Here is a 22,327-nt window from a genome sequence, read left to right on the forward strand (position 1 = left end):
GGAATGCTCCGAAATATGCAGTTAGGATCTTTAGATGCAAAAAAGCCGCATCAATGATGCGGCTTCTTTTAATTGGCTCCCCTTGCAAGACTTGAACTTGCGACATACGGATTAACAGTCCGCCGTTCTACCAACTGAACTAAAGGGGAATTGATTGTTTAGTCTCTAATCAAGAGAATGGTGCCGACTACCGGAATCGAACTGGTGACCTACTGATTACAAGTCAGTTGCTCTACCTACTGAGCTAAGTCGGCATCATGAATCAAAAAGCTTATGCTTGATGATTAACTTGGCTCCCCTTGCAAGACTTGAACTTGCGACATACGGATTAACAGTCCGCCGTTCTACCAACTGAACTAAAGGGGAATTATTCTTAAAGCTTTAAAGAAATGGTGCCGACTACCGGAGTCGAACTGGTGACCTACTGATTACAAGTCAGTTGCTCTACCTACTGAGCTAAGTCGGCACATAATATTTCTTTGTGCTTTACTGTTGTTGTCTAAGACACCAACAAATAAATTGTGGTGCCCGGAGGCGGAATCGAACCACCGACACGAGGATTTTCAATCCTCTGCTCTACCGACTGAGCTATCCGGGCGACGAGGTGTATTAAACGTGTTTTCGCGTTCTGGGTCAACATTAAATTGCAAAAAAAGTATCGTTTGATGTTTTTCTATACTTAGTGGGTTGTTTTTGCTCATTTGGGGTGAAAAACCTAGGTCTAGCATGCCCTAAAAGATAGTAAAACTACGGTTAACTACACTGAATGGACGCCGAAATAAAAAAAGCACGTATGAAAACGTGCTTTTTTATTTGAAAATTTTCTAGGGAGTTTAGTGTTTTACTTCAAACCTATTAACCCAAGCTTCTAATTCGTTGGAAAGAGAGGCAAGAGTTTGGGTGCTGTTATGACTTTCTGTTACGACATTGCTCAGTTGGTTACCGCTCTCTTCGATCATATTGATACGCTTCGATATATCATCGCTCACCTGAGTCTGCTCAGCGGCCGCTGTTGCGATTTGATGGCTCATTGATGAAATGGACTCTAATGCGACAACAATCTGTTGTAGTGCTTCAGAGGCGTTTTGAGACTCTGTTACGGTGCTTTCACTGGTCGCGGCACACACTTCCATGGTTTGAATTGCGTTGCGAGATCCCTCTTGAAGGTTATTAATCATTAATTGGATTTCTTTTGTGCTCGATTGTGTTCTGCCTGCAAGGTTACGAACCTCATCTGCTACAACAGCAAATCCACGACCTTGTTCGCCAGCTCGAGCTGCTTCAATGGCTGCATTTAGTGCCAATAGGTTAGTTTGCTCCGCTATATCACCAATCACATCCAATACTTTTGCAATGTTGTTTACATCGTTATCTAGGTTAGCGACAGCTTCGCTTGCTGTGCCTAGTTGGCCTGCTAAGCCTTGAATGTTATCTACTGTGTTGTGAATGAGTTGTTGGGTATGCTGGCTCTGTTTGTCGGCGTCGTCGGTGTTGCGCGCGGTATCGCTAGCTGAAGCAGCTACGTTATTGGCTGAAGAGGCCATCTCGGTCATTGCTGTCGCGATCATCTCTGTTGATTGCTGTTGGGTGTCTGTCAGTTGACCAATTGACCCAGCGCGATCTTCTACGCGCTGCAGTTCGCCTCTTAATGCCAGCATTGAAGCGTCAAGGTTTGATACTAGCTCAGCCAATGACTTACTCATTTGTTGTACGGCGTGATAGATACTGCCGTCAATTGCCTGAGTTTCGAAAGAGGTTTGAATTCGACCTTGTGCTACGGCTTGTACTGCTTCTCGTACGTCTTTAGGTTCGCCGCCAAGAAGCGCTAGCATGCGTTTAATGGATACAATTAGGCTCGCCAGAATAAAACCAGCAATCACGACACAAAGGAATAGCTGCCATTGAGCAGTAGACCAAAAACGAGCGTTAACTTCATTGAACCCGATACCAGTGCCGACAACCCAACCCCAATGTGGCGTTTTCTCTGCAATAGACAGTTTTTCTTCAATCGTTCCATCTGGCAGTTTTTGTGTCCAGGTGTACTCAATGATCTCGCCAGTACGATTACCAAGTACTCTTTGGATTAGCTGCCCAACACTATTGCCGTCGCCATCTTTAAAGTCGTTAAAACTGGTTCCGTGCAGTTGAGGATCTAATGGTGTCGCGATAAACGTCATGTTCTCATCGGCTACGTAAACATATTCATTATCTTTATAGATGTTGTTGCGTAGAAGGCGAGTAGCTAGTTGCTTGGCTTGCTCTTCTTCTAGTGTGCCATCAATCGCCATTTTTTCGACTTCAGTAAGAATGCTGTATGCGCTCTTAAACAGCTCTGTTACGCGAGCTTTGTTGTCCATGTTGCTAGCAACTCTTAAGGTCCATAAGCCTGTAGCCGTCAGTGCTAGCAGGGCGATCAAGATGATGCCCGATAATAAGTAAGCTTGCGTTTTTAGTTTCATATTTCCCCGCGCAGCGATTCAATAATTAGTATTAGGTATAATTCATCGAATCTTAATCTAAGTGGTGTAAGGCAGATATTAGAAAGACATCAAAGTATGATAGGGATTAAATTTTCGAAGAAAAAAAAGTAACAGGACTTGGTTCTATTTGTTTTAATGTGAATATTAGCGGGTCATGAACTTTATAAGGCGTTGGTTCTGTTGTAGTGGATATGCTTTATAGAACTTAGAATCAACTGCTGTAGTAAGAGTACTAAAAGGAGATAACTCAATTTATCGAGACTGATTAAGAGTTAGTGAGGAGCTGATGTGTATATTGAATAGAGTTTGTTTTTGTTCACACGAAAAAAAGCCAAGTCTTTCGACTTGGCTTTCTTGAATGTGGCTCCCCTTGCAAGACTTGAACTTGCGACATACGGATTAACAGTCCGCCGTTCTACCAACTGAACTAAAGGGGAATTATTTGTGTCAACATCAGGTCTATAAAGACTATTATTTGTTAAGCACCAAATAATGGTGCCTCGAGGCGGAATCGAACCACCGACACGCGGATTTTCAATCCGCTGCTCTACCGACTGAGCTATCGAGGCAAAAGAATGGTGCCGACTACCGGAGTCGAACTGGTGACCTACTGATTACAAGTCAGTTGCTCTACCTACTGAGCTAAGTCGGCACACTAAATTCTTTATGCTTTTGTCCGTGTTGTTACTCCCTGTTAAAGAGTGTTGACACCAACAAATCAAATTGTGGTGCCCGGAGGCGGAATCGAACCACCGACACGAGGATTTTCAATCCTCTGCTCTACCGACTGAGCTATCCGGGCAACGGAGCGCTATTAAACGGATTTTCTGCATAACCGTCAACTCCTTTTTTGAAAATAATTTAAAAAACCGTTCGTTCGTTGTTTTTTTATTCAAAAGTGAGGGTTATGTTTTACCTTGGTTAAATTCTTTTTTGAATTGCGTTACTTTTTCGAGGTATCGGCGCGACTCTTTATTTGGATGCTTCTTGGTAAGCGCCCAGTAGGCTTGGCTCGGTTGCAGCGAGTTTAAGTCTTGCATTGCTCGCTTTCTGTCCTTACTGAAGGTATTGAGTACGCCACCAGTACCGCCGTTATAGGCTGAAATCATACTGTATTCAAGCGTTAATGGGTTTTTTACGTCTTTCAAATAACGATTTTTAAGGATGTAAAAGTATGCGGTGCCAGCATCAATGTTGTTTTCTGGATTGAATAAGTACTCAGGGCTTGGTTCACCAGGTTTCTTTTTGACGTGTTCAAATACATCTCGACCAGCGGTTTTAGGTACCACCTGCATAAGACCATAAGCATTAGCCCAGCTTACGGCGTACGGGTTGAAGCTACTCTCTGTCTTGATGATAGCGTAGATTAAATCTTCAGGGATGTCATAACGCTGAGACGCTCGTCGAACGATGTCGGCATATTGATAACTACGCTGGCTAGCGTGGTCGGCCACCATTGGGATTTCAACGTAGTAGGCTTTTTTAAAGTCGACTTCTTTGGTTTTTAGGTTATTCGCGATTAGGTAATCCGCAAACTGGTTCGCTCGCCAAGTCCATTGAATGGGCTTTTTTTCTTGGTCTACGACCTGATTATAGAGGAAAGGTTTGCCTTCTAGCTTGATGCTTTTAGAAGAGAATAGATCGACATGCGCCGGATCATCTGGCGTCAAAAGGGTCGTCATGATCGCATTTTTGAGATGTTTTTTCGGTTCGGTAGAGGAAACCGTTTCCACCGTTATCAGGCCTTGGCTAAAATTCACTTCTGAACGACTTAAGTAATTATCTATGTATTTCACATAGTTACTCTTACCTGCCATCTTGATTTCACTGCTACCCCAACGTTTTTGAATGTTGCCTGAAAAGCTATCTATTAATGAATCTAGCGCCCCGGTATCTTTTTCAAATTGTCCGGGTAGCTCAGCTAAATTCTTCACAAACCGGTTGGTTGGCTCGTAATTGACATCATAAATGCTTTCGACAAATTCACGGCTGCAGCCAGTTAATAACATGGCTGTTAGGAAGTAACTTAGCTTTTTCATAGTTCCTCATACAAAAATGACATCGCAGCGTTAACCATGATGTCATTAAAAATTGCTTAAATAAATGTCTTATTCGCTTGGTGGAGTATAGCCATCAATTACGACATCTTTACCTTCAAAAAGGAAGTTAACCATCTCAGTTTCAAGAAGTTTACGATGCTCAGGATCCATCATGTTTAGCTTCTTTTCATTGATAAGCATAGTTTGCTTGCTTTGCCATTGTCCCCAAGCTTCTTTAGACACGTTGTCAAAGATACGCTTACCTAAGTCACCTGGGTAAAGTTGAAAATCTAGGCCTTCAGCATCTTTTTGAAGGCGAGCACAAAATACAGTGCGGCTCATAGTGGTTCCTCTTATCGCGTTCGTTGATTCAAACGTCGTCGTTCAGTTCAAAGGGTAGGCTCTCAATAAGCTGCTTTACAGGAGCGGCTAGGCCAATTTCTTCCGGTTTTGATAAGTTATACCAGAGACCTTTAGCCCCTTCCATTATCAAATCTGGTTGTTTATCTAATTTCACTAATACTGGCGTGATATCTAAGTGGTAGTGGCTGAAAGTGTGTCTAAACGCAATCATGGTCTTGATCGAATTGGTTTGAGTGTCTTTGATCGAACGAAGATCTAGTTGATGTTCGATCTCTGCGTTTTCATTTTGAGGGAAACAAAACAATCCGCCCCAGATACCAGATTGAGGGCGCTGTTCGAGCCACACTTGGTTGTCGTGATACAGAATCACAAACCATGTGTCTTTTACTGGCTTTTCTTTCTTAGGCTTTTTGCCAGGGAAGTCGAGCTGTCTATCGAGCTTCTTGGCCTCACACATGCTTTCAATCGGGCACAAGGTGCACTTAGGCTTGCTACGGGTACAAACCATGGCACCCATGTCCATCATTGCTTGGTTGTACTTATCGACATCTTTGTTCGGAGTATGTGCTTCGGCGTGTTCCCAAAGCTGGTTTTCGACTTTCTTTTGCCCCGGCCAACCTTCAACGGCAAAACTTCTCGCAAGCGTTCGTTTTACATTGCCATCAAGAATCGCATGAGGAAGTTTATGAACCGATGATAAGACGGCTGCTGCTGTTGAGCGACCAATCCCCGGTAGCGCGTTCATCTCTTCGATAGACAGCGGAAATTCACCACCATATTGCTCAGCAACGATCTTGGCTGCTTTATGTAGATTGCGAGCTCGTGCGTAATAACCAAGCCCTGTCCATAAGTGGAGTACCTCATCTTGTTCGGCGTTCGCTAGGTCGATAACCGTTGGAAAGCGTTCTAAGAAGCGTTGGTAGTATGGAATCACCGTAGCAACCTGAGTCTGCTGAAGCATGATTTCAGATATCCAAACGGTGTAGGCGGTTTTGTTTTGTTGCCAAGGCAATTCTTTACGCCCGTAGGCGTCATACCACTTTAATATGGCGGTTGCGAAAGGAGTCACGACATGCTCTATGCTTTGCTATTATTAGAAGCGAAATTGCACCACACTTAACGTTGGATGTAAAACAGACAAATTGTGTGGGAATTTATCCACGGAAAGACTTGCACCGGAGGCAATTCTTTGGATAATCCCCGCTTTGATTAATCAATGTGCAGGCAAAAATCAATGAGTGAAGTGACCACTAACGAATATACTGAAGACGGCAAACTGGTTCGTAAGATCCGTAGCTTTGTTCGCCGCGAAGGCCGCTTAACAAAAGGCCAAGAGAACGCGATGAATGAATGTTGGCCAACAATGGGTATCGACTACAACCCAGAGCTTCTTAACTGGAAAGAAGTATTTGGCAACGATAACCCGGTTGTACTAGAGATTGGCTTCGGTATGGGTGCATCACTGGTTGAAATGGCAAAGAACGCACCTGAGAAAAACTTCTTAGGTATTGAAGTTCATAGCCCGGGTGTTGGTGCGTGTTTAGGTACAGCTCGCGATGCTGGCGTAACTAACCTGCGTGTAATGTGTCACGATGCTGTAGAAGTATTTGAACACATGATCCCAGATAGCAGCCTGCATACTCTGCAACTGTTCTTCCCTGACCCATGGCACAAAGCTCGTCACCATAAACGTCGTATCGTTAAGGCTGAGTTTGCAGAGATGGTTCGCGGCAAGCTTCAACTTGATACTGGTGTTTTCCACATGGCAACAGACTGGGAAAACTACGCAGAACATATGATTGAAGTGATGAACGTAGCTCCAGGCTTCGAAAACATCGCTGAAGATGGTGATTACATCCCTCGTCCGGATGAGCGCCCGCTAACTAAGTTTGAAGCGCGTGGCCACCGTTTAGGTCATGGTGTTTGGGACATTAAGTTCAAGCGTACTAAGTAACTTCGAATCAAATTAAGTGAAAGGTAATCCGACTTAGGGTTTAACCCCTACACTTTATGGGATTGATTAAAGCCAACATTATTGTAATGTTGGCTTTTTTGTCCTTAGGCTTTTATTTCAGTAAAGGCTTAACGACAGAAAGTAATACCAATCACAGTAAGTAAGTGATCAGAAATAGCGTAGGAAAAAGGCTTGAGAACAAGGCAGCATTTTTCGATAAGTAGTTACTCTACAATCAAAAATTCTAACGCAGTTATCGAGCATTTTAACAAGCTAGAGTGAGCAGTTATTTACTACGATTGGTATATGTTACACCCCTACAAAAATAACAATATAGAAGTAAGCGCACATGAAACCAACTCAAGCTATTTTGGCCGAGATCTTAGACGAAGTTCGTCCTTTAATTGGACAGGGAAAGGTCGCTGATTATATCCCTGCACTGGCTCGCGTATCGAACCAGAAACTGGCGATCGCGGTATACACCAATGAAGGTGAGGTGATTAAAGCAGGCGATGCTGAAGAAGCATTTTCTGTGCAATCTATTTCTAAAGCCTTGAGCCTGACGCTAGCTATGGTGCTATATAAGCCTGAAGAGATTTGGCAAAGAGTAGGCAAAGAGCCTTCTGGTCAAGCCTTTAACTCGATGATTCAGCTTGAGATGGAGTATGGTATTCCCCGCAACCCGTTCATCAATGCGGGGGCAATTGTCGTTGCAGACCTACTACAAAGCCGCTTGTCTGCGCCTAGGCACCGCTTGTTAGAGTTTGTGCGTCAGTTATCGGGTGATACTCATATTGTGTATGACAAGGTGGTAGCGGCTTCAGAAATGATGCACAGCGATCGTAATGCTGCCATTGCTTATTTGATGCGTTCATTTGGTAATTTTGAGAATGATGTTATCCCAGTTCTGAATAACTACTTCCACGCTTGTGCGCTTAAAATGACGTGTGTGGATTTGGCAAAAACCTTTAGCTATTTAGCAAACAAAGGCGTGTCGGTTCAAACCAAGAAAGAGATCATCACGCCAGTTCAAACCAAGCAGTTGAATGCTTTGCTTGCGACGTGTGGCTTGTACGATGGGGCTGGTGAGTTTGCCTACCGTGTTGGTATGCCAGGAAAATCGGGCGTTGGTGGCGGTATTATTGCTATCGTTCCTGGCGAAATGACGATTGCGGTGTGGTCTCCAGAGCTTGATCCTTCTGGCAACTCGCTCGCAGGTACTAAGGCTCTAGAGTTGCTTTCAGAGCGAATTGGTCGTTCTATTTTCTAAGAGAAAGATTCGAGCACGGACGTTGTCCTATAGAACGCTTCGCTCCGAGAGAGGGCTATAAAACAAAAAGGGTTGACCCTAAAGCCAACCCTTACGCAATGCTTCTCGAATCTCGAATCTCGAATCTCGAATCTCGAATCTCGAACTACTCGTCTTCTTCTGCCATAAAGGCTTCTAACAGATCATTGAGAAACAGCTTTCCTTTTTCAGTGATCTGCCAGTGAGTGTCGGTTTCCTTCAAGTAGCCTAGCTCTTTTGCCCATTCAATCGTTTTTTGAATCGAGTCAAAACCAAGCCCTGTCGTATCAATGAAATCCTGCTTTGGACATGCTTCCATTAACCTAAAGCGGTTCATGAAAAACTCAAAAGGGCGGTCTTCATTCGGCACTTCAAATTCATCTGATAGATAAGGTTTTACCATGTTTTGGTACGCAGCTAGATAGCCTCTAGGGTGCTTAACCTTAGTGGTACGAACAATGCGTCCATCTGTAAAGCTCAGCTTGCCATGAGAGCCACAGCCAATACCTAGATAGTCACCAAAGCGCCAGTAGTTGAGGTTATGTTGGCACTGATATCCCGGCTTGCTGTAGCCTGAAATTTCGTACTGCACATACCCTGCGTCTGCGAGCTTCTTATGGCCTAGGTCGAAGATATCCCAAAGGTCATCATCATCAGGCAGCGTTGGTGTTTTGTAATAGAACATGGTGTTAGGTTCTATTGTTAGCTGATACCAAGATAAGTGCGGAGGGTCGAGTTCTATCGCTTTATCCAAATCAGCCAACGCTTGTTCAATACTCTGATCGGGTAAGCCGTGCATTAAGTCTAAGTTGAAACTATTCAATCCAATCTTATGCGCTAAATGAGCGGCATTTACCGCTTCATCTTGACCATGAATACGCCCAAGTCTTTCCAGTTTCTCTTGCTCAAAACTTTGCACACCCACCGAGATTCGAGTAATGCCTGCCTTTTGGTAACCTGCAAAACGCTCAGCTTCGATAGTTCCCGGGTTGGCTTCCATGGTGATTTCTATTTCAGGTTTGAACGGGATGCGCTGTTCAATGCCTTGTAACAATCGGCCAATTCCTTCAGGAGAAAACAGGCTTGGGGTACCGCCACCAATAAAGATCGAATGCAGTGGGCGAGGCATACCATTGAGCTGATATTTTTCGATATCAGTATCGAGATCTTCAAGCAGTGCATCGATGTACTCTTTTTCAGGGATCTCGGCTTTCAGAGCGTGAGAGTTAAAATCACAATACGGACACTTTTGTACACACCATGGGATGTGTACATAGAGGCTAAGTGCGGGTGGTATTAGCGCTGCATTGTGCATTACAGAGCTTGCTCCTTGAGAGTCTTGAATAGTGACGCAAGCGCTTTACCACGGTGTGATAGTTGCTTCTTACGCGAAGATTCAAGCTCTGCTGAGGCGCAGTTATCTTCTGGTACAAAGAACACAGGATCGTAGCCAAAGCCATTCTCACCGTGTTCTTCAGTAAGAATACGACCTTCCCATTTACCGTGACACACTAGAGGTGTTGGATCATTCTCGTGACGCATTAGCACCAACACACAGTGGAAACGCGCAGTACGCTTTTCAGTTTCGACACCTTGCATCGCATCTAATAGTTTTTTGATGTTCTGCTTATCGGTTGCCCCTTCACCTGAGTAACGCGCTGAATAGATACCTGGCGCACCATTTAAGTAATCAACCTCTAAACCTGAGTCGTCAGCAATGGCTGGCAGCCCTGTTTCTTTCGCTGCGTGGCGAGCTTTGATGATGGCATTTTCAATGAAAGTTGTTCCTGTCTCAGCGACTTCTGAAACGTTAAACTCACTTTGTGCGACAACGTCAAAACCAAACTCAGACAGAATACCTGCCATCTCGCGAACTTTACCTTGGTTGCCTGTGGCTAAAACAATCTTACTCATGGGGATGTTGCTCTAATAAGTTGATGAACAGAAAAGTTAAGGCTGAACCTACTCTTCTATATAGAATTTTTGTGTGAATCGCAGTGGGCCTGTACCTTTCAAACCTGCGTTAACATCGATATCAAAAGTGATGTTTTCTTCATGTGTTACAGGGAACTCAGCTAGGTAATAAATCGCATCACCTTCCTTTATCTCGCGGAAGTTAAGTGTGCGAGTATTGCCCACAAGGTTCTTGGCTGTTCCCGTGATTTTAGCGGTTGTTGCTGGTTTGCCAAGGGAAGCTTTGTCTAGCACGCTGATGTTCAGAATCGCTGAGTAGCCATTTCGCTTAAGTTTATATTGCTTAGCGACTTGAGCAGTTAAAAATGTTGAGTTAAAAGCTGAGTAGTGAACCTCGACATCCTTAATGTTTTTAAATTGTCCTGCTGAGCTTGGTAGGGCAACAAGAGCGGTAAGTAGTGCTGTAATCCATAGACGCATAATGACTCCAATAAATAGCAAAAAGCCATCATAGGATGGCTTTGACTTCACTGGGGATTTGGCTTGGCGAGCATATTCGAACTTGTTTGTGCCGGCCGAGCTCTCCCTTTTCAATTTTAATTTGCCCTTTAGCGACCTTAAATTGTTTCGCAAGGTATTTCGCTAAGTGGGCATTGGCTTTGCCATCTACCGGGGGAGCGGTGATGGCAATTTTGAGTTCCTCACCATGCAAGCCAACAATTTTGTCTCGGCTTGCTTTGGGTTGGATATAGAGTCTAAGAAGAATATCGTCTCCCTCGACCCAAACCGCTTTTGGCATCGTCAAAGTACCTGATGTTCGTACTTGAATTATAGCTGATACCAAATAGGACCAATCATGTCACCCATTAGGAAGTTCGCAAACTGAAGAACAATGAACAGAACCAGAACGCTTAAGTCGAAGCCACCCATATCCGGTAGGATACGGCGGATAGGCATTAGCATTGGCTCAGTCAGTTGATGGAACACATACTCGATTGGGCTGCGACCTTGACTAACCCAGCTAAGGATTGCACGGATTAGTAGTACCCAGAAAATCAAACCACCCGCCGCTTTAATCAGAGATAGTCCGCCAAAGATTAGGAAGCTGATGTCGAACACAGCCGCGCCGCCAGAGATAATTAAGTTGAGAGCGACGAACTTGAGTACACATAGCACATAAGCGAAAACAACCGTTGCCAGATCTAGGCTGCCGATTGATGGAATAACTCGGCGTAGTGGAGCAACCACTGGTTGTGTCGCTTTTACGATGAATTGTGAGAACGGATTGTAGAAATCTGCACGTGATGCTTGTAGCCAGATACGCAAGATCACAACCATGATGTAAAGATCAAAAACGGTCGAGATCAGAAAGCTCATCGAGTTCATATTGTTTCCTTTTTCGGATTTACTTGCCGCTTAGATATCACATGAGCGACAAAATGCTTAAAACAGTTTTTCCATCTCTTCAGCTCGAGCAACTGCCGCTTGCATGGCTTTGGCTACAATGTCTGATAGTTGATGTTCATTAAACGTGCGCAGTGCTTCGGCGGTGGTACCACCTTTTGAAGTCACTTGCTCACGTAGTGTAGATAATTCTGTATCTGGATTCGCTACCACCATCTCTGCCGCGCCTAATGCAGACTGCTGCACTAATTTACGAGCGGTTTCTTGGTCGAAACCTTGATTGATTGCTTCCGCTTGCATCGCTTCCATAAACAGGAAGAAGTAAGCCGGAGCACTCCCCGCCGCCGCAATGATGTTGTTGATACCAGATTCTTGTTCAACCCAGCTCACTTCACCTACAGCTTGCATCAGCTGAGATGCAAAGTCTTTATCATTTTGGCTGACCGTTGAATCGGCATAAAGACCACTCATCCCTTTACCAAGCAGTGATGGCGTGTTTGGCATCACACGAACAAGGTTCAGTTGGCAGTTTAACATCTCATTAAGTCGATTCGCATTAATACCCGCGGCAATTGAGATAACCAGTTTGTTGCTGAAGTCGATATCTTGTAAGGGTTTACATACATCAGCCATCATTTGTGGCTTCACGGATAACACAACAACGTCTGCTTGCTCTGCTGCTGCAATATTATCGCTGGTGGTATTGATGCCGTATTCTTGTTCTAACGGCAGCCTTCTGGTTTCTGAAGGTGCTGTCGCAGTAATCTTTTGCGCTGGGTAACCACTAGCAACTAAGCCAGCTACAATTGAGCGAACCATGTTTCCCGCCCCAATAAAGGCGATGTTCTTATGTACCATATATAAAATCCTGAGCGTGTCGCTGCGCGGATAAGGCGAAGCGGTATCAATACTTGTACTTGTCGTTACTTACTACGGCTATTTCGCGTAATCACGAGCGCCGAAAATAGCTGTTCCAATACGAACCATTGTGCTGCCAGCCTCAACTGCTGCATCCATATCACCACTCATCCCCATCGAAAGGGTATCAATGTCTGAATACTTCGCGGCTAGCTTGTCTTTAAGCTCTGCCAGTTGACAAAATGCATTAAGCTGAGATTGATAGTCAGATACGTTTGCAGGAATCGACATCAATCCTCTTAAGGTGAGGTTGGGGAGCGATGAAATCAACTCCGCGAGTGCAAAAACTGTCTCTTCTGAGGTTCCAGATTTGGACTCTTCACCACTGGTGTTTACCTGAATCAACACTTGCAAAGGTGGAAGTTCGCTTGGTCGTTGATCATTAAGCCTTTGTGCGATCTTATCGCGATCGACGGAATGCACCCATTGAAAGCTTTCCGCGATTGGGCGGGTTTTATTGGATTGAATTGGACCAATAAAATGCCACTCTAAATTTAGGTTAGAATGTTGTTCTGAAAAGTGTTTTACTTTATCTACACCTTCTTGAACATAGTTTTCACCAAAGGCAACTTGGCCTCCGAGTGCGGCTTCTAGAATCGCATCAATAGGTTTAGTTTTGCTGACGGCTAAAAGTTGCACGGACTCTGGAGCTCGTCCGCACTTTTGCTCAGCACTACGAATCTGTGAGGTGATTTGTTCGATATTTTGTTGAATACTACTCATAGCTGACTTTACTTAAGGGAAAATAAATGGATATCACTGAGTTACTAGATTTTAGTGTAAAGCATAACGCGTCAGATCTACATCTTTCTGCGGGTGTATCTCCAATGGTACGTATAGATGGTGAAGTAAGGAAGCTTGGAATCCCAGCTTTGAGTCATGCTGATGTGCATCGTTTGGTTTTTGAGATCATGAGCGATTCACAACGCGGCGAGTTTGAAGAAAAACTGGAAGTCGACTTCTCTTTTGAATTACCCAATGTTGGTCGCTTTCGTGTTAATGCGTTTAACCAAGCCCGTGGCTGCTCAGCTGTCTTTCGAACTATCCCTGTCGAAATCCCGACTTTAGATCAGTTAGGTGCACCTGAGATCTTCGAAAGGATTGCTAACTACGAAAAAGGGTTAGTGCTCGTCACTGGTCCAACTGGCTCTGGTAAATCAACGACTCTTGCGGCGATGGTTGATTACGTAAATCGCAACCACAATAAGCATATTCTGACGATTGAAGACCCGATTGAATTCGTTCACACCAATAATAAATGCCTAGTCAACCAGCGTGAAGTTCACCGTGATACTCACAGTTTTAAAGCGGCACTGCGCAGTGCCTTACGTGAAGACCCAGACGTGATTCTGGTTGGTGAACTTCGTGACCAAGAGACGATTAGCTTAGCGTTAACCGCAGCAGAAACGGGTCATTTAGTGTTTGGTACTCTGCACACCAGTTCTGCGGCTAAAACGATCGACCGTATTATCGATGTGTTCCCAGGTAGTGATAAAGATATGGTTCGTTCGATGTTGTCTGAATCACTGCGCTCGGTGATAGCCCAGAAGCTGCTAAAGCGTGTTGGTGGTGGTCGTGTGGCGTGTCATGAAATCATGATGGCAACACCGGCGATCAGAAACTTGATTCGTGAAGATAAGGTCGCTCAGATGTACTCGATCATTCAAACGGGCGCAGCGCACGGCATGCAGACCATGGAACAAAATGCGAAGCAGCTGATGGCGCAGGGCTTGGTTGATTCGGAAGAGGTCGAGAAAAAGATCGAAATTGAAACCTCAATGTTTTAATCAAGGTGGACACAATGGAATTGAATCAAATCCTTGAGGGAATGCTTTCTCAAAAGGCATCGGATCTTTATATCACGGTTGATGCGCCAATCCTGTTTCGTGTGGATGGTGAATTACGCCCTCAAGGAGAGAAGCTGAATGCGGCACAGGTTGCTCAATTACTTGATGCGATGATGGAACAAGACCGACGTGATGAGTATCAGCAAACGCGTGAGGCTAATTTTGCCATCGTGCGTGACTTTGGTCGTTTTCGTGTCAGTGCATTCTTTCAGCGAGAGCTACCTGGAGCGGTCATTCGACGTATCGAGACTAACATCCCAACCTTTGAGCAACTAAAGCTTCCTGATGTACTACAGGACCTATCAATAGCTAAGCGCGGACTTGTGCTGGTGGTTGGTGCGACAGGCTCTGGTAAATCGACCTCAATGGCTGCAATGACAGGCTATCGCAACACCAATCGCTCGGGACATATCTTGACGGTTGAAGACCCTATTGAATTTGTGCACGAACATAAAAAGTGCATCGTGACGCAGCGTGAGGTCGGGCTCGACACCGAGAGTTACGAAGTCGCGCTTAAGAACTCGCTACGCCAAGCACCAGACATGATCTTGATTGGCGAAATCCGTAGCCGTGAGACCATGGAATACGCGATGACCTTTGCTGAAACGGGTCACTTGTGTATGGCAACCTTGCACGCCAATAACGCTAACCAAGCGCTAGAGCGTATTCTTCATTTGGTGCCGAAAGAGCAGAAAGAACAGTTCTTGTTTGACCTATCGATGAACCTGCGTGGTGTCGTCGCTCAGCAACTCATTCGCGACAAGAATGGCAGCGGGCGTCATGGTGTATTCGAGATTCTGCTGAATAGCCCTCGTGTTTCTGACTTGATTCGTCGTGGTGAACTACACGAACTGAAAGCAACCATGGCTAAATCGAAAGAGATAGGTATGCAGACCTTTGACCAAGCTTTGTATGATTTAGTGATAGCAGGCAAGATCAGCGAAGAGGATGCGTTCCACAGTGCCGATTCTGCTAATGACTTGCGCTTAATGCTCAAAACTAGACGTGGTGATGACGACTACGGAACTGGGGCGTTGGCTGGTGTGAAGATAGATATGGGGTGATAAAAAACGCCTGATTTGATTCTAGGTTAAAATCAGGCGTTCATCATATTCATCGTTCGACTGCGTCTGTATTATCAACGCTTCTTGTTCTTAGGCTCGCTGATTACGTCTGCGTCAGTCGAAGTATGATTCATATAACCTGCATTATTGGAGCTTGTCGAACTGCATGCTGATATTGCTAGAGCTACGAAGATTGCTAGAAAAATTTTCATGTGAACTCCCACTTACCTAATAATGAATTGCTTCGACATTACGCCGTAATATCATTATAGGATCACAAAGGAGTTTAATCTTTGAGCTCTTAATTTTCGTTATGAATATTGTGCTTCAAACCAGCTCTCTAAAATGACGACTGCAGACTGGTTATCGACATTGCCTTTGCTTAGCGCTTTATAGCCGCCTATTTCAAAAAGGTCGGCTCTTGCTTCTGTGGTCGAGAGTCTTTCATCATGTAGTTCAACATCGACACCAAATCGTCCTTTAAGGCGGTTAGCGAACTTCTTCGCTCTAGGTGTAATGGTTGCTAAGTCTTTACCATGAAGGTCGGTAGGAAGGCCGACTACAATCAGGTTCGGCTGCCACTCCTTAATTTGTTTTTCGATATCGTCCCAATTTGGGATGCCATCTTTGGCTTTAAAAGCTTTTAGAGGGCTTGCGGTGCCCGTGATTTCTTGTCCTATCGCACTGCCGATACTTTTTGTACCGTAGTCAAATGCCATAATTGTTCGTGACATGGGGTTTCCAAATTTATCTGTGTTTGAGAGTGTCTGTTTATTTTATTTAGCTGATTTGAACTAGGCGTGGCCAGCGTCTGCTGAAAGCTGAGCCGCATTTATTCCTAACATCTGCACGGCGACTTTCCAGCGGTCAGAAATCGGTGTATCGAAGATGACCTTCGGATCGGCTTCAACGGTTAACCATGAGTTCTCGGTCAGTTCGGTTTCCAGTTGTCCCGGTTCCCATCCTGCATACCCAAGTGCGACTAAATAATTCATCGGCTCATCTTCTGTGCCCAACACCATCAAGATATCTTTTGAAGTCGTCACCGAGATTTGATCTGTCATGTTGATGCTGGATTGATAGCTGCCTTTAGGTTTGTGCAAAATAAATCCACGGTCTTCTGCGACCGGCCCACCGTTCAATACTGGCTTATCAAGACTTGCTTGGTTGGATTTCGGCTGCTCAGAATCAACCTTAACTTGTTTAAGCATGCTACCGACAGTGACATCAATAGGGGCGTTGATCATCAAACCCATCGCGCCTTCGTCATTGTGCTCACAAAGGTAAATCACCGAATTTTGAAAGTATGGGTCTTTCATTCCGGGCATAGCAACCAGAAAGTGGTTCGTTAAATTCATAGAGCCTCCTGCCAGTGTGTTCCCAGTAAAGGAAAAAGAGCGGCGTAAAGCCGCTCATTGTTCTTTGCCTAGATATTTCTGTGTTTTCGAATAGCTAAGGCTTTCTTTAGTTTAGGCTATTTAGCGTTAACGCGACGCTCAATTGCATCCATTAATTTACCTGTAACTGAAATATCAAAAGCGGCTTCAATTTCACGGATACAAGTAGGGCTAGTCACGTTAATTTCAGTCAGCTTGTCGCCGATAACATCAAGCCCAACAAAGATTAAGCCTTTCTCTTTCAGTGCTGGAGCAACTGCTCTTGCGATAGCCCAGTCTGTTTCACTTAGAGGACGAGCTTCACCTGTACCGCCAGCAGCAAGGTTACCTCGAGTTTCCCCTTTTGCAGGAATACGCGCTAGACAGTAAGGCATTGGCTCACCGTCAACCACAAGAATACGCTTATCACCATTGCTGATGTCTGGAACAAAAGTTTGTGCCATTGCGTAGTTCTGACCGTGGTTGGTCAAGGTTTCAATAATAACTGATACGTTTGGATCGCCTTCTTTCACACGGAAGATAGACGCGCCGCCCATGCCATCAAGTGGTTTTAGAATCACGTCGCCGTGTTCTTCTCGGAACGCTTTAATTTTTTCAGCTTTACGAGTCACGATGGTGGTCGGTGTCAGTTCAGGGAACCATGCCGTGAACAACTTCTCGTTACAGTCACGTAGGCTTTGTGGTTTGTTGACGATCAGTGCGCCGTTCTCTTCAGCACGCTCAAGAATGTAAGTTGCGTAGATGTACTCAGTATCAAACGGAGGATCTTTACGCATTAGTACCGCATCTAAATCGGATAGCGCGATAGTCTGTTCTGATTTGAACTCGTACCAACCGTTTGGATCTTCTTTTAGTTCAACAACCTTAGTGTCAGCAATGGCTACGCCTTGATCTAAATGTAGATCATCCATTTCCATGTAATGGATTTCGTAACCACGACGCTGAGCTTCAAGCATCATGGCAAAGCTAGAGTCTTTTTTGATGTTAATGGATGAAATTGGATCCATTACGATGCCAAGTTTGATCATTTTTTTCTCCTAGCCTAGATCGCCAAAACGGACTTGTAAGGCAGTAATTGCGGTTAGAGCTGCTGTTTCGGTACGAAGTACACGTGGGCCGAGTAGCGTCTCTTCAAATTTGTATTGTTCTGTCATGCCGATTTCTTCAGCCGACAAGCCACCTTCAGGGCCGATCAATAGGCGTACCTTACTGATAGGTTCTGGAAGGGTATTAATTGAGTATTTTGCACGAGGATGTAAGTTCAGCTTTAATGCTTCACTCGGTTCGCTACACCACTCTTCAAGTTGCATGATAGGGCGAATGACTGGAACCGTATTGCGGCCACACTGTTCACACGCCGCGATAGCAATCTTTTGCCACTGTGCGAGTTTTTTCTCGAAGCGTTTTGTATCAAGCTTAACGCCACAGCGCTCTGAAATTAAAGGGGTAATGGTGTTCACACCAAGCTCAACCGATTTCTGAATCGTGAACTCCATTTTGTCGCCACGTGAAATCACTTGGCCTAAATGTAAGTCTAACGGAGATTCGCTGCTGCGTTCGATGCGTTCAGAAACATTAACGGTGACATTTTTCTTTGATACTTCGGCTATCGTCGCAGGGAATTCAGCGCCACTGCCATCAAATAGAAGGACTTCTTGGCCTTCTTTCATGCGAAGGACACGACCAACATGACCCGCGGCATCTTCGCCTAAAGCGAGTGAACCTAACTGATGAATGCGTTCTGGGTGATGAATACGAGGGATTCTCATGCTGGTAAACCTATAAATATGTTCATTTGGGTATTTTGTCTCTGCTTAACATGGATGCTTTTAGTTGAAAAAACAAGGGTAGAGCAAGAGTTTCAGGGGCAATTCTGAAACTCTTGTTTGAGATAGTTAGGAATGTTGATTGTACGAGCGACGTTATTTACAAGCAGGGTAAACAAATGGGTTGTGATTACCTTGGATGGCATAGATTCGCTCATCACGAGTACATTCCCACTTGTCGACAGGAAATTGCTTGTTCCACGCCATCATTAGGTTGGTTTGTTGCTTAGATAGTTTGAAACCATACTCTTGGCTCATGTAAAGGTAAGTACGCGCGATAGAGCCTTTTGCTCTGTCTGGCGGCATAACTTTACGCTGCTTGAAGTTGACCTGCATTTCACACTGACCATAGCTCACACCATCCATGCCATTCCACTGACTGAAGTTGTAGTTGGAGCGATCACCGTTAACCTCGCCAATGGCCGGAGTTAGGTTGTGAAGGTCGGCTTCCATGGATTTGAATATTTTGTCATTGCGAGTGCAGTTCTTGCGCCCACCATCTTGCCAACACTGACGCTGGTGGCCAAATTGCCAAGCTGGAACCACGTGTTCCCACTCAATTCGACTCGCCCGCTTTTGTTGTTTTCGGACTTGATAGCCACAGCCATCAAGGTCGGGAATGCCTTTCTTTTTGTCCTTCCATGTAATGTCACAGCCGCAATAAAATGAAGTCGGATGGTCGAGGTAAATCTTCACCGCTTCTCTTTTTGCTTTGGAAAATGAGCTCGGTGGTGCGGCGAGAACGCTTTGGGTTACCAGCAGGCCAAATACTATTGTTAAGTAAAAAGATACAGGTAGGCCAAATGCTTTGAAGGTGAGTTTTTGCATAGAAAAAGACTGATAAAAGTATGATAAACATCAGTCTAGCACTCAAATGTTAGATCTCTCTATTAGATTTGTTCTACCGAGTAAATCAACCTGTCACTAGCTTAGTTGAGTTCCCGTGAAAGCTAAGGTTTGCTGGCACAATTGGCAGCGGTAGGTCGATTGATTCCGAAGTACTTTGTTGTGTCGTCTGATTGATAATGGGTAAGTGGTGCACTCACATCGATATTCAAAGGTTTTCCCTTGAACTGACGCGATTTCAAAGCTGTGAGTTGTTCTGGCTGGCACGTTGAATACTTTTTCCATCACGTATTTCCACTCGTTTCCGTGAGGCCTAACACGTCCGAAAACCTGATGCGTGATCAGGTGTGCGAGTTCATGTGGCACAACCTCATTGATGAAGGCATCTTCATTTTCAGAAAATAGTACGTGGTTGAGCTTAATTTCGTTGAGCTGAAGGTAGGCCTTTCCCGCCGCTTTGCCTCTTAACTTGAAGGTGATAGTTGGGTGTGGAAATTCACGAGAGAAATGTTGATTTGCGATAGCTAGGCATTCGGCCAATTTCTTATTTGCTCGGTGTTGTTGCGGGGTGTAAGACAAACGTTGTTAACTCCAAATAAAAGGCCTCAGCGTTTAAACCAAGGCCTAATCATAACATTGCTTGTTGATCTAGCGATGCTTTACACGTGATGTTTTTTCTTAATGATCTCGTGATAAGCGTGCCATGTAGCATAGCCAAGTAGCGGCATGGTGACGATCATTCCGATGCCGTAGGTGGCAAAACCCACCAAAATACCGGCACAAATAATACTCGCCCAAACCACCATTGCAGGGATGTTCGATTTCACGGCATTAAAGCTAGTGAAAATCGCACTCATCACATCAACGCGTCTCTCCATCATTAACGGAATTGAAAATGCTGAGATGCTAAATATGAGGCTTGCGATAACAAAACCAATCACAGAACCCGTAATTAAGAAGGGAGCGAACTCAGCCAGTGGTGCGCCTTGCACTGAAGGATAGAGCGCGTGCAATAACGCAGCGATACGCATCCAGAATATCATCGCAACCATCAATACGATCGCAAAGGCCCATTGGTGGGTGGAGTTGCGAGTGATGGCTTTCATCGAGTGCAGTAGGCTTGCGTTGTGGCCTTTTTCTCTTTCCCAAGCTGCGTCATACAAGCCCAGAGCAAGAAACGGCCCTATTAGCATGTACACGATCAGGCTTGGCATTACGACCAAGTGTGTTCCTTGCCATTGGACAAGCTGAACAATGGCGATTGCCGCTCCCATAAAGCACAAACCGTAGAATGCGCTGATTAATGGCATTCTTACTAAGTCATGCAGAGCAAGCGACAACCAATGAAAGGGTGCGGAAATACTGATTTGGTTACAAGGAATGGTGCGAGCGTAATCCTTATCGCTGACCTTGTGTTTTTTATCGTTCAGTTCGGATGGGTGCGCGGTACGAGGCATAGATCCCCCTAGTTAAATAACGTCCTAGTTATAATTCCATAAGGCTCATCGATGTGGCTTGTGTGAGAGTTATGGTGTTGAGCTAAATTGCTCTTTGTCATCCCAGTTTTTGTTCTAGCGTGCATTTAACGAGCGTTATCAGGCTGAATTAATTTAAGTTAAATGTGAGCTTGATCTCTTAGGAGTTACCTTAACTATTGTCAGTAGTGTTAGAAAACACAAATTATCAGCGGTTTTTTATACTAAGTGGTTAACGGTAAAGAAGGGCATTAGAGAAGAGAATGGCGAGTGAAAGTAAGGTAAGTACATAAAAATAAAGCCCTTACTAAGAAGTAAGGGCTTTAAAGAAACAAATCGCAGTGGCTAAATTATTTTAGGCCAGCGAAGTCCGCAAGGATTGCTGCTTTGTCAGTCGCTTCCCAAGGGAACTCTTCACGACCGAAGTGGCCGTATGCAGCAGTCTGCTTGTAGATAGGCTGAAGAAGGTTCAACATCTCTTGAAGACCGTATGGACGTAGGTCGAAGTTTTGACGAACTGCTTCAATGATAATTTCGTGAGCTACTTTTTCAGTACCAAACGTTTCAACCATGATAGATGTTGGATCAGCAACACCGATAGCGTAAGACAGTTGAATCTCACAACGGTCAGCCATGCCAGCAGCAACGATGTTTTTCGCAACGTAACGAGCCGCGTAAGCTGCAGAACGGTCAACTTTTGATGGATCTTTACCAGAGAATGCACCGCCACCGTGACGAGCTGCGCCGCCGTAGGTATCAACGATGATCTTACGACCTGTTAGACCACAGTCACCCATTGGGCCACCGATTACGAAACGGCCTGTTGGGTTGATGAAGAAGTTAGTGTCTTTGTTGATCCACTCAGCAGGAAGTACTGGTTTGATGATCTCTTCCATTACTGCTTCACGTAGATCCGGTGTTGTTACTGAATCGCAGTGTTGAGTCGAAAGAACAACAGCGTCGATACCAACGATTTTACCTTGGTCGTATTGGAACGTAACTTGAGATTTCGCATCAGGGCGAAGGAAGTCAAGTTTACCGCTCTTACGTACTTCAGCTTGCTTCTTAACAAGAAGGTGAGAGTAAGTAATTGGAGCCGGCATTAGGATTGGTGTTTCGTTAGTCGCGTAACCAAACATGATGCCTTGGTCGCCTGCGCCTTGCTCTTTAGGGTCTTCTTTATCAACACCTTGGTTGATGTCTGGAGACTGCTTACCAATTGTGTTTAGAACAGCACAAGAGTCAGCGTCAAAGCCCATATCAGAATGAACGTAACCAATTTCACGTACTGTTTCACGAGTGATTTCTTCGATATCAACCCATGCAGACGTTGTTACTTCACCGCCAACCATAACCATGCCGGTTTTAACGTAAGTCTCACAAGCAACACGTGCTTTTGGATCTTGTTCCAAGATGGCATCAAGAACAGCATCAGAGATTTGGTCTGCAATTTTATCTGGATGGCCTTCTGAAACAGATTCAGAAGTGAATAGGTGCTTAGCCATGAGAGCT

Annotated in this window: 24 protein-coding genes and 9 tRNA genes; 4 read left to right on the forward strand and 29 right to left on the reverse strand. The window is 44.7% G+C overall.

Annotated elements, in window-relative coordinates; translation table 11 throughout:
* Positions 1–73: 73 nt before the first annotated feature.
* From AB4583_RS17580 to mutY, 13 genes are all read right to left on the reverse strand, one after another.
* Positions 74–149, reverse strand: a tRNA-Asn gene (locus AB4583_RS17580).
* Positions 150–178: 29 nt separating this feature from the next.
* Positions 179–254 (reverse strand) — tRNA-Thr (locus AB4583_RS17585).
* 36 nt (positions 255–290) lie between these two features.
* Positions 291–366: transfer RNA gene (locus AB4583_RS17590), tRNA-Asn, on the reverse strand.
* Positions 367–390: 24 nt separating this feature from the next.
* Positions 391–466, reverse strand: a tRNA-Thr gene (locus tag AB4583_RS17595).
* Between the two features lie 56 nt (positions 467–522).
* Positions 523–598: transfer RNA gene (locus AB4583_RS17600), tRNA-Phe, on the reverse strand.
* Between the two features lie 235 nt (positions 599–833).
* Complete coding sequence (locus AB4583_RS17605) at positions 834–2,459, reverse strand: methyl-accepting chemotaxis protein (RefSeq protein ID WP_372118557.1); 1,626 nt, start codon at positions 2,457–2,459, stop codon at positions 834–836.
* A gap of 382 nt (positions 2,460–2,841) precedes the next feature.
* Positions 2,842–2,917: transfer RNA gene (locus AB4583_RS17610), tRNA-Asn, on the reverse strand.
* Between the two features lie 56 nt (positions 2,918–2,973).
* A tRNA-Phe gene (locus AB4583_RS17615) sits at positions 2,974–3,049 on the reverse strand.
* Between the two features lie 7 nt (positions 3,050–3,056).
* Positions 3,057–3,132 (reverse strand) — tRNA-Thr (locus tag AB4583_RS17620).
* A gap of 74 nt (positions 3,133–3,206) precedes the next feature.
* Positions 3,207–3,282, reverse strand: a tRNA-Phe gene (locus AB4583_RS17625).
* A gap of 103 nt (positions 3,283–3,385) precedes the next feature.
* A complete protein-coding gene (gene mltC / locus AB4583_RS17630) occupies positions 3,386–4,519 on the reverse strand; it encodes a membrane-bound lytic murein transglycosylase MltC (RefSeq protein ID WP_017062252.1) in 1,134 nt (377 codons plus the stop codon).
* Positions 4,520–4,588: 69 nt separating this feature from the next.
* A complete protein-coding gene (locus AB4583_RS17635) occupies positions 4,589–4,861 on the reverse strand; it encodes an oxidative damage protection protein (protein WP_010435637.1) in 273 nt (90 codons plus the stop codon).
* A 28-nt stretch (positions 4,862–4,889) separates the two neighbouring features.
* Entirely contained in the window at positions 4,890–5,951 is a 1,062-nt protein-coding gene (mutY, locus tag AB4583_RS17640) for an A/G-specific adenine glycosylase (protein ID WP_372118560.1), read from the reverse strand.
* A 165-nt stretch (positions 5,952–6,116) separates the two neighbouring features.
* Between mutY and trmB the strand changes: the two genes are divergently transcribed.
* Entirely contained in the window at positions 6,117–6,836 is a 720-nt protein-coding gene (gene trmB / locus AB4583_RS17645) for a tRNA (guanosine(46)-N7)-methyltransferase TrmB (protein ID WP_017062250.1), read from the forward strand.
* A gap of 349 nt (positions 6,837–7,185) precedes the next feature.
* A complete protein-coding gene (glsB, locus tag AB4583_RS17650) occupies positions 7,186–8,106 on the forward strand; it encodes a glutaminase B (protein ID WP_017062249.1) in 921 nt (306 codons plus the stop codon).
* A 145-nt stretch (positions 8,107–8,251) separates the two neighbouring features.
* Here the strand turns inward: glsB and hemW are convergent, their stop codons facing one another.
* The 7 genes from hemW to AB4583_RS17685 form a co-directional block, all read right to left on the reverse strand.
* Positions 8,252–9,439: a radical SAM family heme chaperone HemW gene (gene hemW, locus AB4583_RS17655; protein ID WP_017062248.1), complete on the reverse strand. Its 1,188-nt coding sequence runs from the start codon at positions 9,437–9,439 to the stop codon at positions 8,252–8,254.
* On the reverse strand, positions 9,439–10,038 hold the full coding sequence (locus AB4583_RS17660; protein WP_372051297.1) for an XTP/dITP diphosphatase: 600 nt from the start codon (positions 10,036–10,038) through the stop codon (positions 9,439–9,441). Before AB4583_RS17660 ends, hemW begins: the two co-directional genes overlap by 1 nt.
* A 48-nt stretch (positions 10,039–10,086) precedes the next feature.
* Positions 10,087–10,518 carry a DUF4426 domain-containing protein gene (locus AB4583_RS17665; protein ID WP_171762404.1) on the reverse strand — a complete coding sequence of 144 codons (432 nt, stop codon included), beginning with the start codon at positions 10,516–10,518 and terminating at the stop codon, positions 10,087–10,089.
* 28 nt (positions 10,519–10,546) lie between these two features.
* Positions 10,547–10,837, reverse strand: a complete 291-nt coding sequence (gene yggU / locus AB4583_RS17670) for a DUF167 family protein YggU (RefSeq protein WP_372118564.1) — start codon at positions 10,835–10,837, stop codon at positions 10,547–10,549.
* Between the two features lie 29 nt (positions 10,838–10,866).
* Positions 10,867–11,424 carry a YggT family protein gene (locus tag AB4583_RS17675; RefSeq protein ID WP_017069592.1) on the reverse strand — a complete coding sequence of 186 codons (558 nt, stop codon included), beginning with the start codon at positions 11,422–11,424 and terminating at the stop codon, positions 10,867–10,869.
* Positions 11,425–11,481: 57 nt separating this feature from the next.
* Complete coding sequence (gene proC / locus AB4583_RS17680) at positions 11,482–12,300, reverse strand: pyrroline-5-carboxylate reductase (RefSeq protein WP_372118566.1); 819 nt, start codon at positions 12,298–12,300, stop codon at positions 11,482–11,484.
* Between the two features lie 78 nt (positions 12,301–12,378).
* Positions 12,379–13,083, reverse strand: coding sequence for a YggS family pyridoxal phosphate-dependent enzyme (locus AB4583_RS17685; protein WP_372118569.1), 705 nt, complete (start codon positions 13,081–13,083; stop codon positions 12,379–12,381).
* Positions 13,084–13,109: 26 nt separating this feature from the next.
* Between AB4583_RS17685 and AB4583_RS17690 the strand changes: the two genes are divergently transcribed.
* Positions 13,110–14,147: a type IV pilus twitching motility protein PilT gene (locus AB4583_RS17690; protein ID WP_017062242.1), complete on the forward strand. Its 1,038-nt coding sequence runs from the start codon at positions 13,110–13,112 to the stop codon at positions 14,145–14,147.
* Positions 14,148–14,161: 14 nt separating this feature from the next.
* Positions 14,162–15,271, forward strand: a complete 1,110-nt coding sequence (locus AB4583_RS17695) for a PilT/PilU family type 4a pilus ATPase (RefSeq protein ID WP_017062241.1) — start codon at positions 14,162–14,164, stop codon at positions 15,269–15,271.
* Between the two features lie 74 nt (positions 15,272–15,345).
* Here the strand turns inward: AB4583_RS17695 and AB4583_RS17700 are convergent, their stop codons facing one another.
* From AB4583_RS17700 to metK, 9 genes are all read right to left on the reverse strand, one after another.
* The gene (locus tag AB4583_RS17700; RefSeq protein WP_170791814.1) at positions 15,346–15,483 is read right to left on the reverse strand and encodes a hypothetical protein; all 138 of its coding nucleotides are present in this window, start codon (positions 15,481–15,483) and stop codon (positions 15,346–15,348) included.
* A 99-nt stretch (positions 15,484–15,582) separates the two neighbouring features.
* The gene (gene ruvX, locus AB4583_RS17705) at positions 15,583–16,005 is read right to left on the reverse strand and encodes a Holliday junction resolvase RuvX (RefSeq protein WP_017069590.1); all 423 of its coding nucleotides are present in this window, start codon (positions 16,003–16,005) and stop codon (positions 15,583–15,585) included.
* Between the two features lie 60 nt (positions 16,006–16,065).
* Positions 16,066–16,629, reverse strand: coding sequence for a YqgE/AlgH family protein (locus tag AB4583_RS17710; protein WP_102394125.1), 564 nt, complete (start codon positions 16,627–16,629; stop codon positions 16,066–16,068).
* 116 nt (positions 16,630–16,745) lie between these two features.
* A complete protein-coding gene (gene gshB / locus AB4583_RS17715; protein ID WP_004735482.1) occupies positions 16,746–17,696 on the reverse strand; it encodes a glutathione synthase in 951 nt (316 codons plus the stop codon).
* Between the two features lie 9 nt (positions 17,697–17,705).
* Complete coding sequence (gene rsmE, locus AB4583_RS17720; protein ID WP_017062238.1) at positions 17,706–18,437, reverse strand: 16S rRNA (uracil(1498)-N(3))-methyltransferase; 732 nt, start codon at positions 18,435–18,437, stop codon at positions 17,706–17,708.
* Between the two features lie 153 nt (positions 18,438–18,590).
* Positions 18,591–19,322: an endonuclease gene (locus tag AB4583_RS17725; protein ID WP_017063198.1), complete on the reverse strand. Its 732-nt coding sequence runs from the start codon at positions 19,320–19,322 to the stop codon at positions 18,591–18,593.
* 96 nt (positions 19,323–19,418) lie between these two features.
* Positions 19,419–19,919: a SprT family zinc-dependent metalloprotease gene (locus tag AB4583_RS17730; RefSeq protein WP_017062236.1), complete on the reverse strand. Its 501-nt coding sequence runs from the start codon at positions 19,917–19,919 to the stop codon at positions 19,419–19,421.
* A gap of 80 nt (positions 19,920–19,999) precedes the next feature.
* The gene (locus tag AB4583_RS17735) at positions 20,000–20,797 is read right to left on the reverse strand and encodes a DUF2189 domain-containing protein (protein WP_017062235.1); all 798 of its coding nucleotides are present in this window, start codon (positions 20,795–20,797) and stop codon (positions 20,000–20,002) included.
* 368 nt (positions 20,798–21,165) lie between these two features.
* Positions 21,166–22,320, reverse strand: a complete 1,155-nt coding sequence (gene metK, locus AB4583_RS17740; RefSeq protein ID WP_017062234.1) for a methionine adenosyltransferase — start codon at positions 22,318–22,320, stop codon at positions 21,166–21,168.
* Positions 22,321–22,327: the final 7 nt, after the last annotated feature.

The organism is Vibrio sp. 10N.222.49.C12 (assembly GCF_041475025.1).
Taxonomy (GTDB): Bacteria; Pseudomonadota; Gammaproteobacteria; order Enterobacterales; family Vibrionaceae; genus Vibrio; species Vibrio crassostreae_C.

Coding starts and splice junctions, on each gene's coding strand:
- AB4583_RS17700 (WP_170791814.1), bottom strand. CDS start 15,483: ATGAAAATTTTTCTAGCAATCTTCGTAGCTCTAGCAATATCAGCATGC.
- proC (WP_372118566.1), bottom strand. CDS start 12,300: ATGGTACATAAGAACATCGCCTTTATTGGGGCGGGAAACATGGTTCGC.
- AB4583_RS17695 (WP_017062241.1), top strand. CDS start 14,162: ATGGAATTGAATCAAATCCTTGAGGGAATGCTTTCTCAAAAGGCATCG.
- yggU (WP_372118564.1), bottom strand. CDS start 10,837: ATGCCAAAAGCGGTTTGGGTCGAGGGAGACGATATTCTTCTTAGACTC.
- AB4583_RS17665 (WP_171762404.1), bottom strand. CDS start 10,518: ATGCGTCTATGGATTACAGCACTACTTACCGCTCTTGTTGCCCTACCA.
- AB4583_RS17660 (WP_372051297.1), bottom strand. CDS start 10,038: ATGAGTAAGATTGTTTTAGCCACAGGCAACCAAGGTAAAGTTCGCGAG.
- AB4583_RS17605 (WP_372118557.1), bottom strand. CDS start 2,459: ATGAAACTAAAAACGCAAGCTTACTTATTATCGGGCATCATCTTGATC.
- AB4583_RS17635 (WP_010435637.1), bottom strand. CDS start 4,861: ATGAGCCGCACTGTATTTTGTGCTCGCCTTCAAAAAGATGCTGAAGGC.
- AB4583_RS17725 (WP_017063198.1), bottom strand. CDS start 19,322: ATGCAAAAACTCACCTTCAAAGCATTTGGCCTACCTGTATCTTTTTAC.
- AB4583_RS17690 (WP_017062242.1), top strand. CDS start 13,110: ATGGATATCACTGAGTTACTAGATTTTAGTGTAAAGCATAACGCGTCA.
- gshB (WP_004735482.1), bottom strand. CDS start 17,696: ATGATCAAACTTGGCATCGTAATGGATCCAATTTCATCCATTAACATC.
- metK (WP_017062234.1), bottom strand. CDS start 22,320: ATGGCTAAGCACCTATTCACTTCTGAATCTGTTTCAGAAGGCCATCCA.
- ruvX (WP_017069590.1), bottom strand. CDS start 16,005: ATGTCACGAACAATTATGGCATTTGACTACGGTACAAAAAGTATCGGC.
- hemW (WP_017062248.1), bottom strand. CDS start 9,439: ATGCACAATGCAGCGCTAATACCACCCGCACTTAGCCTCTATGTACAC.
- AB4583_RS17675 (WP_017069592.1), bottom strand. CDS start 11,424: ATGAACTCGATGAGCTTTCTGATCTCGACCGTTTTTGATCTTTACATC.
- glsB (WP_017062249.1), top strand. CDS start 7,186: ATGAAACCAACTCAAGCTATTTTGGCCGAGATCTTAGACGAAGTTCGT.
- mltC (WP_017062252.1), bottom strand. CDS start 4,519: ATGAAAAAGCTAAGTTACTTCCTAACAGCCATGTTATTAACTGGCTGC.
- AB4583_RS17710 (WP_102394125.1), bottom strand. CDS start 16,629: ATGAATTTAACGAACCACTTTCTGGTTGCTATGCCCGGAATGAAAGAC.
- AB4583_RS17735 (WP_017062235.1), bottom strand. CDS start 20,797: ATGCCTCGTACCGCGCACCCATCCGAACTGAACGATAAAAAACACAAG.
- AB4583_RS17685 (WP_372118569.1), bottom strand. CDS start 13,083: ATGAGTAGTATTCAACAAAATATCGAACAAATCACCTCACAGATTCGT.
- rsmE (WP_017062238.1), bottom strand. CDS start 18,437: ATGAGAATCCCTCGTATTCATCACCCAGAACGCATTCATCAGTTAGGT.
- trmB (WP_017062250.1), top strand. CDS start 6,117: ATGAGTGAAGTGACCACTAACGAATATACTGAAGACGGCAAACTGGTT.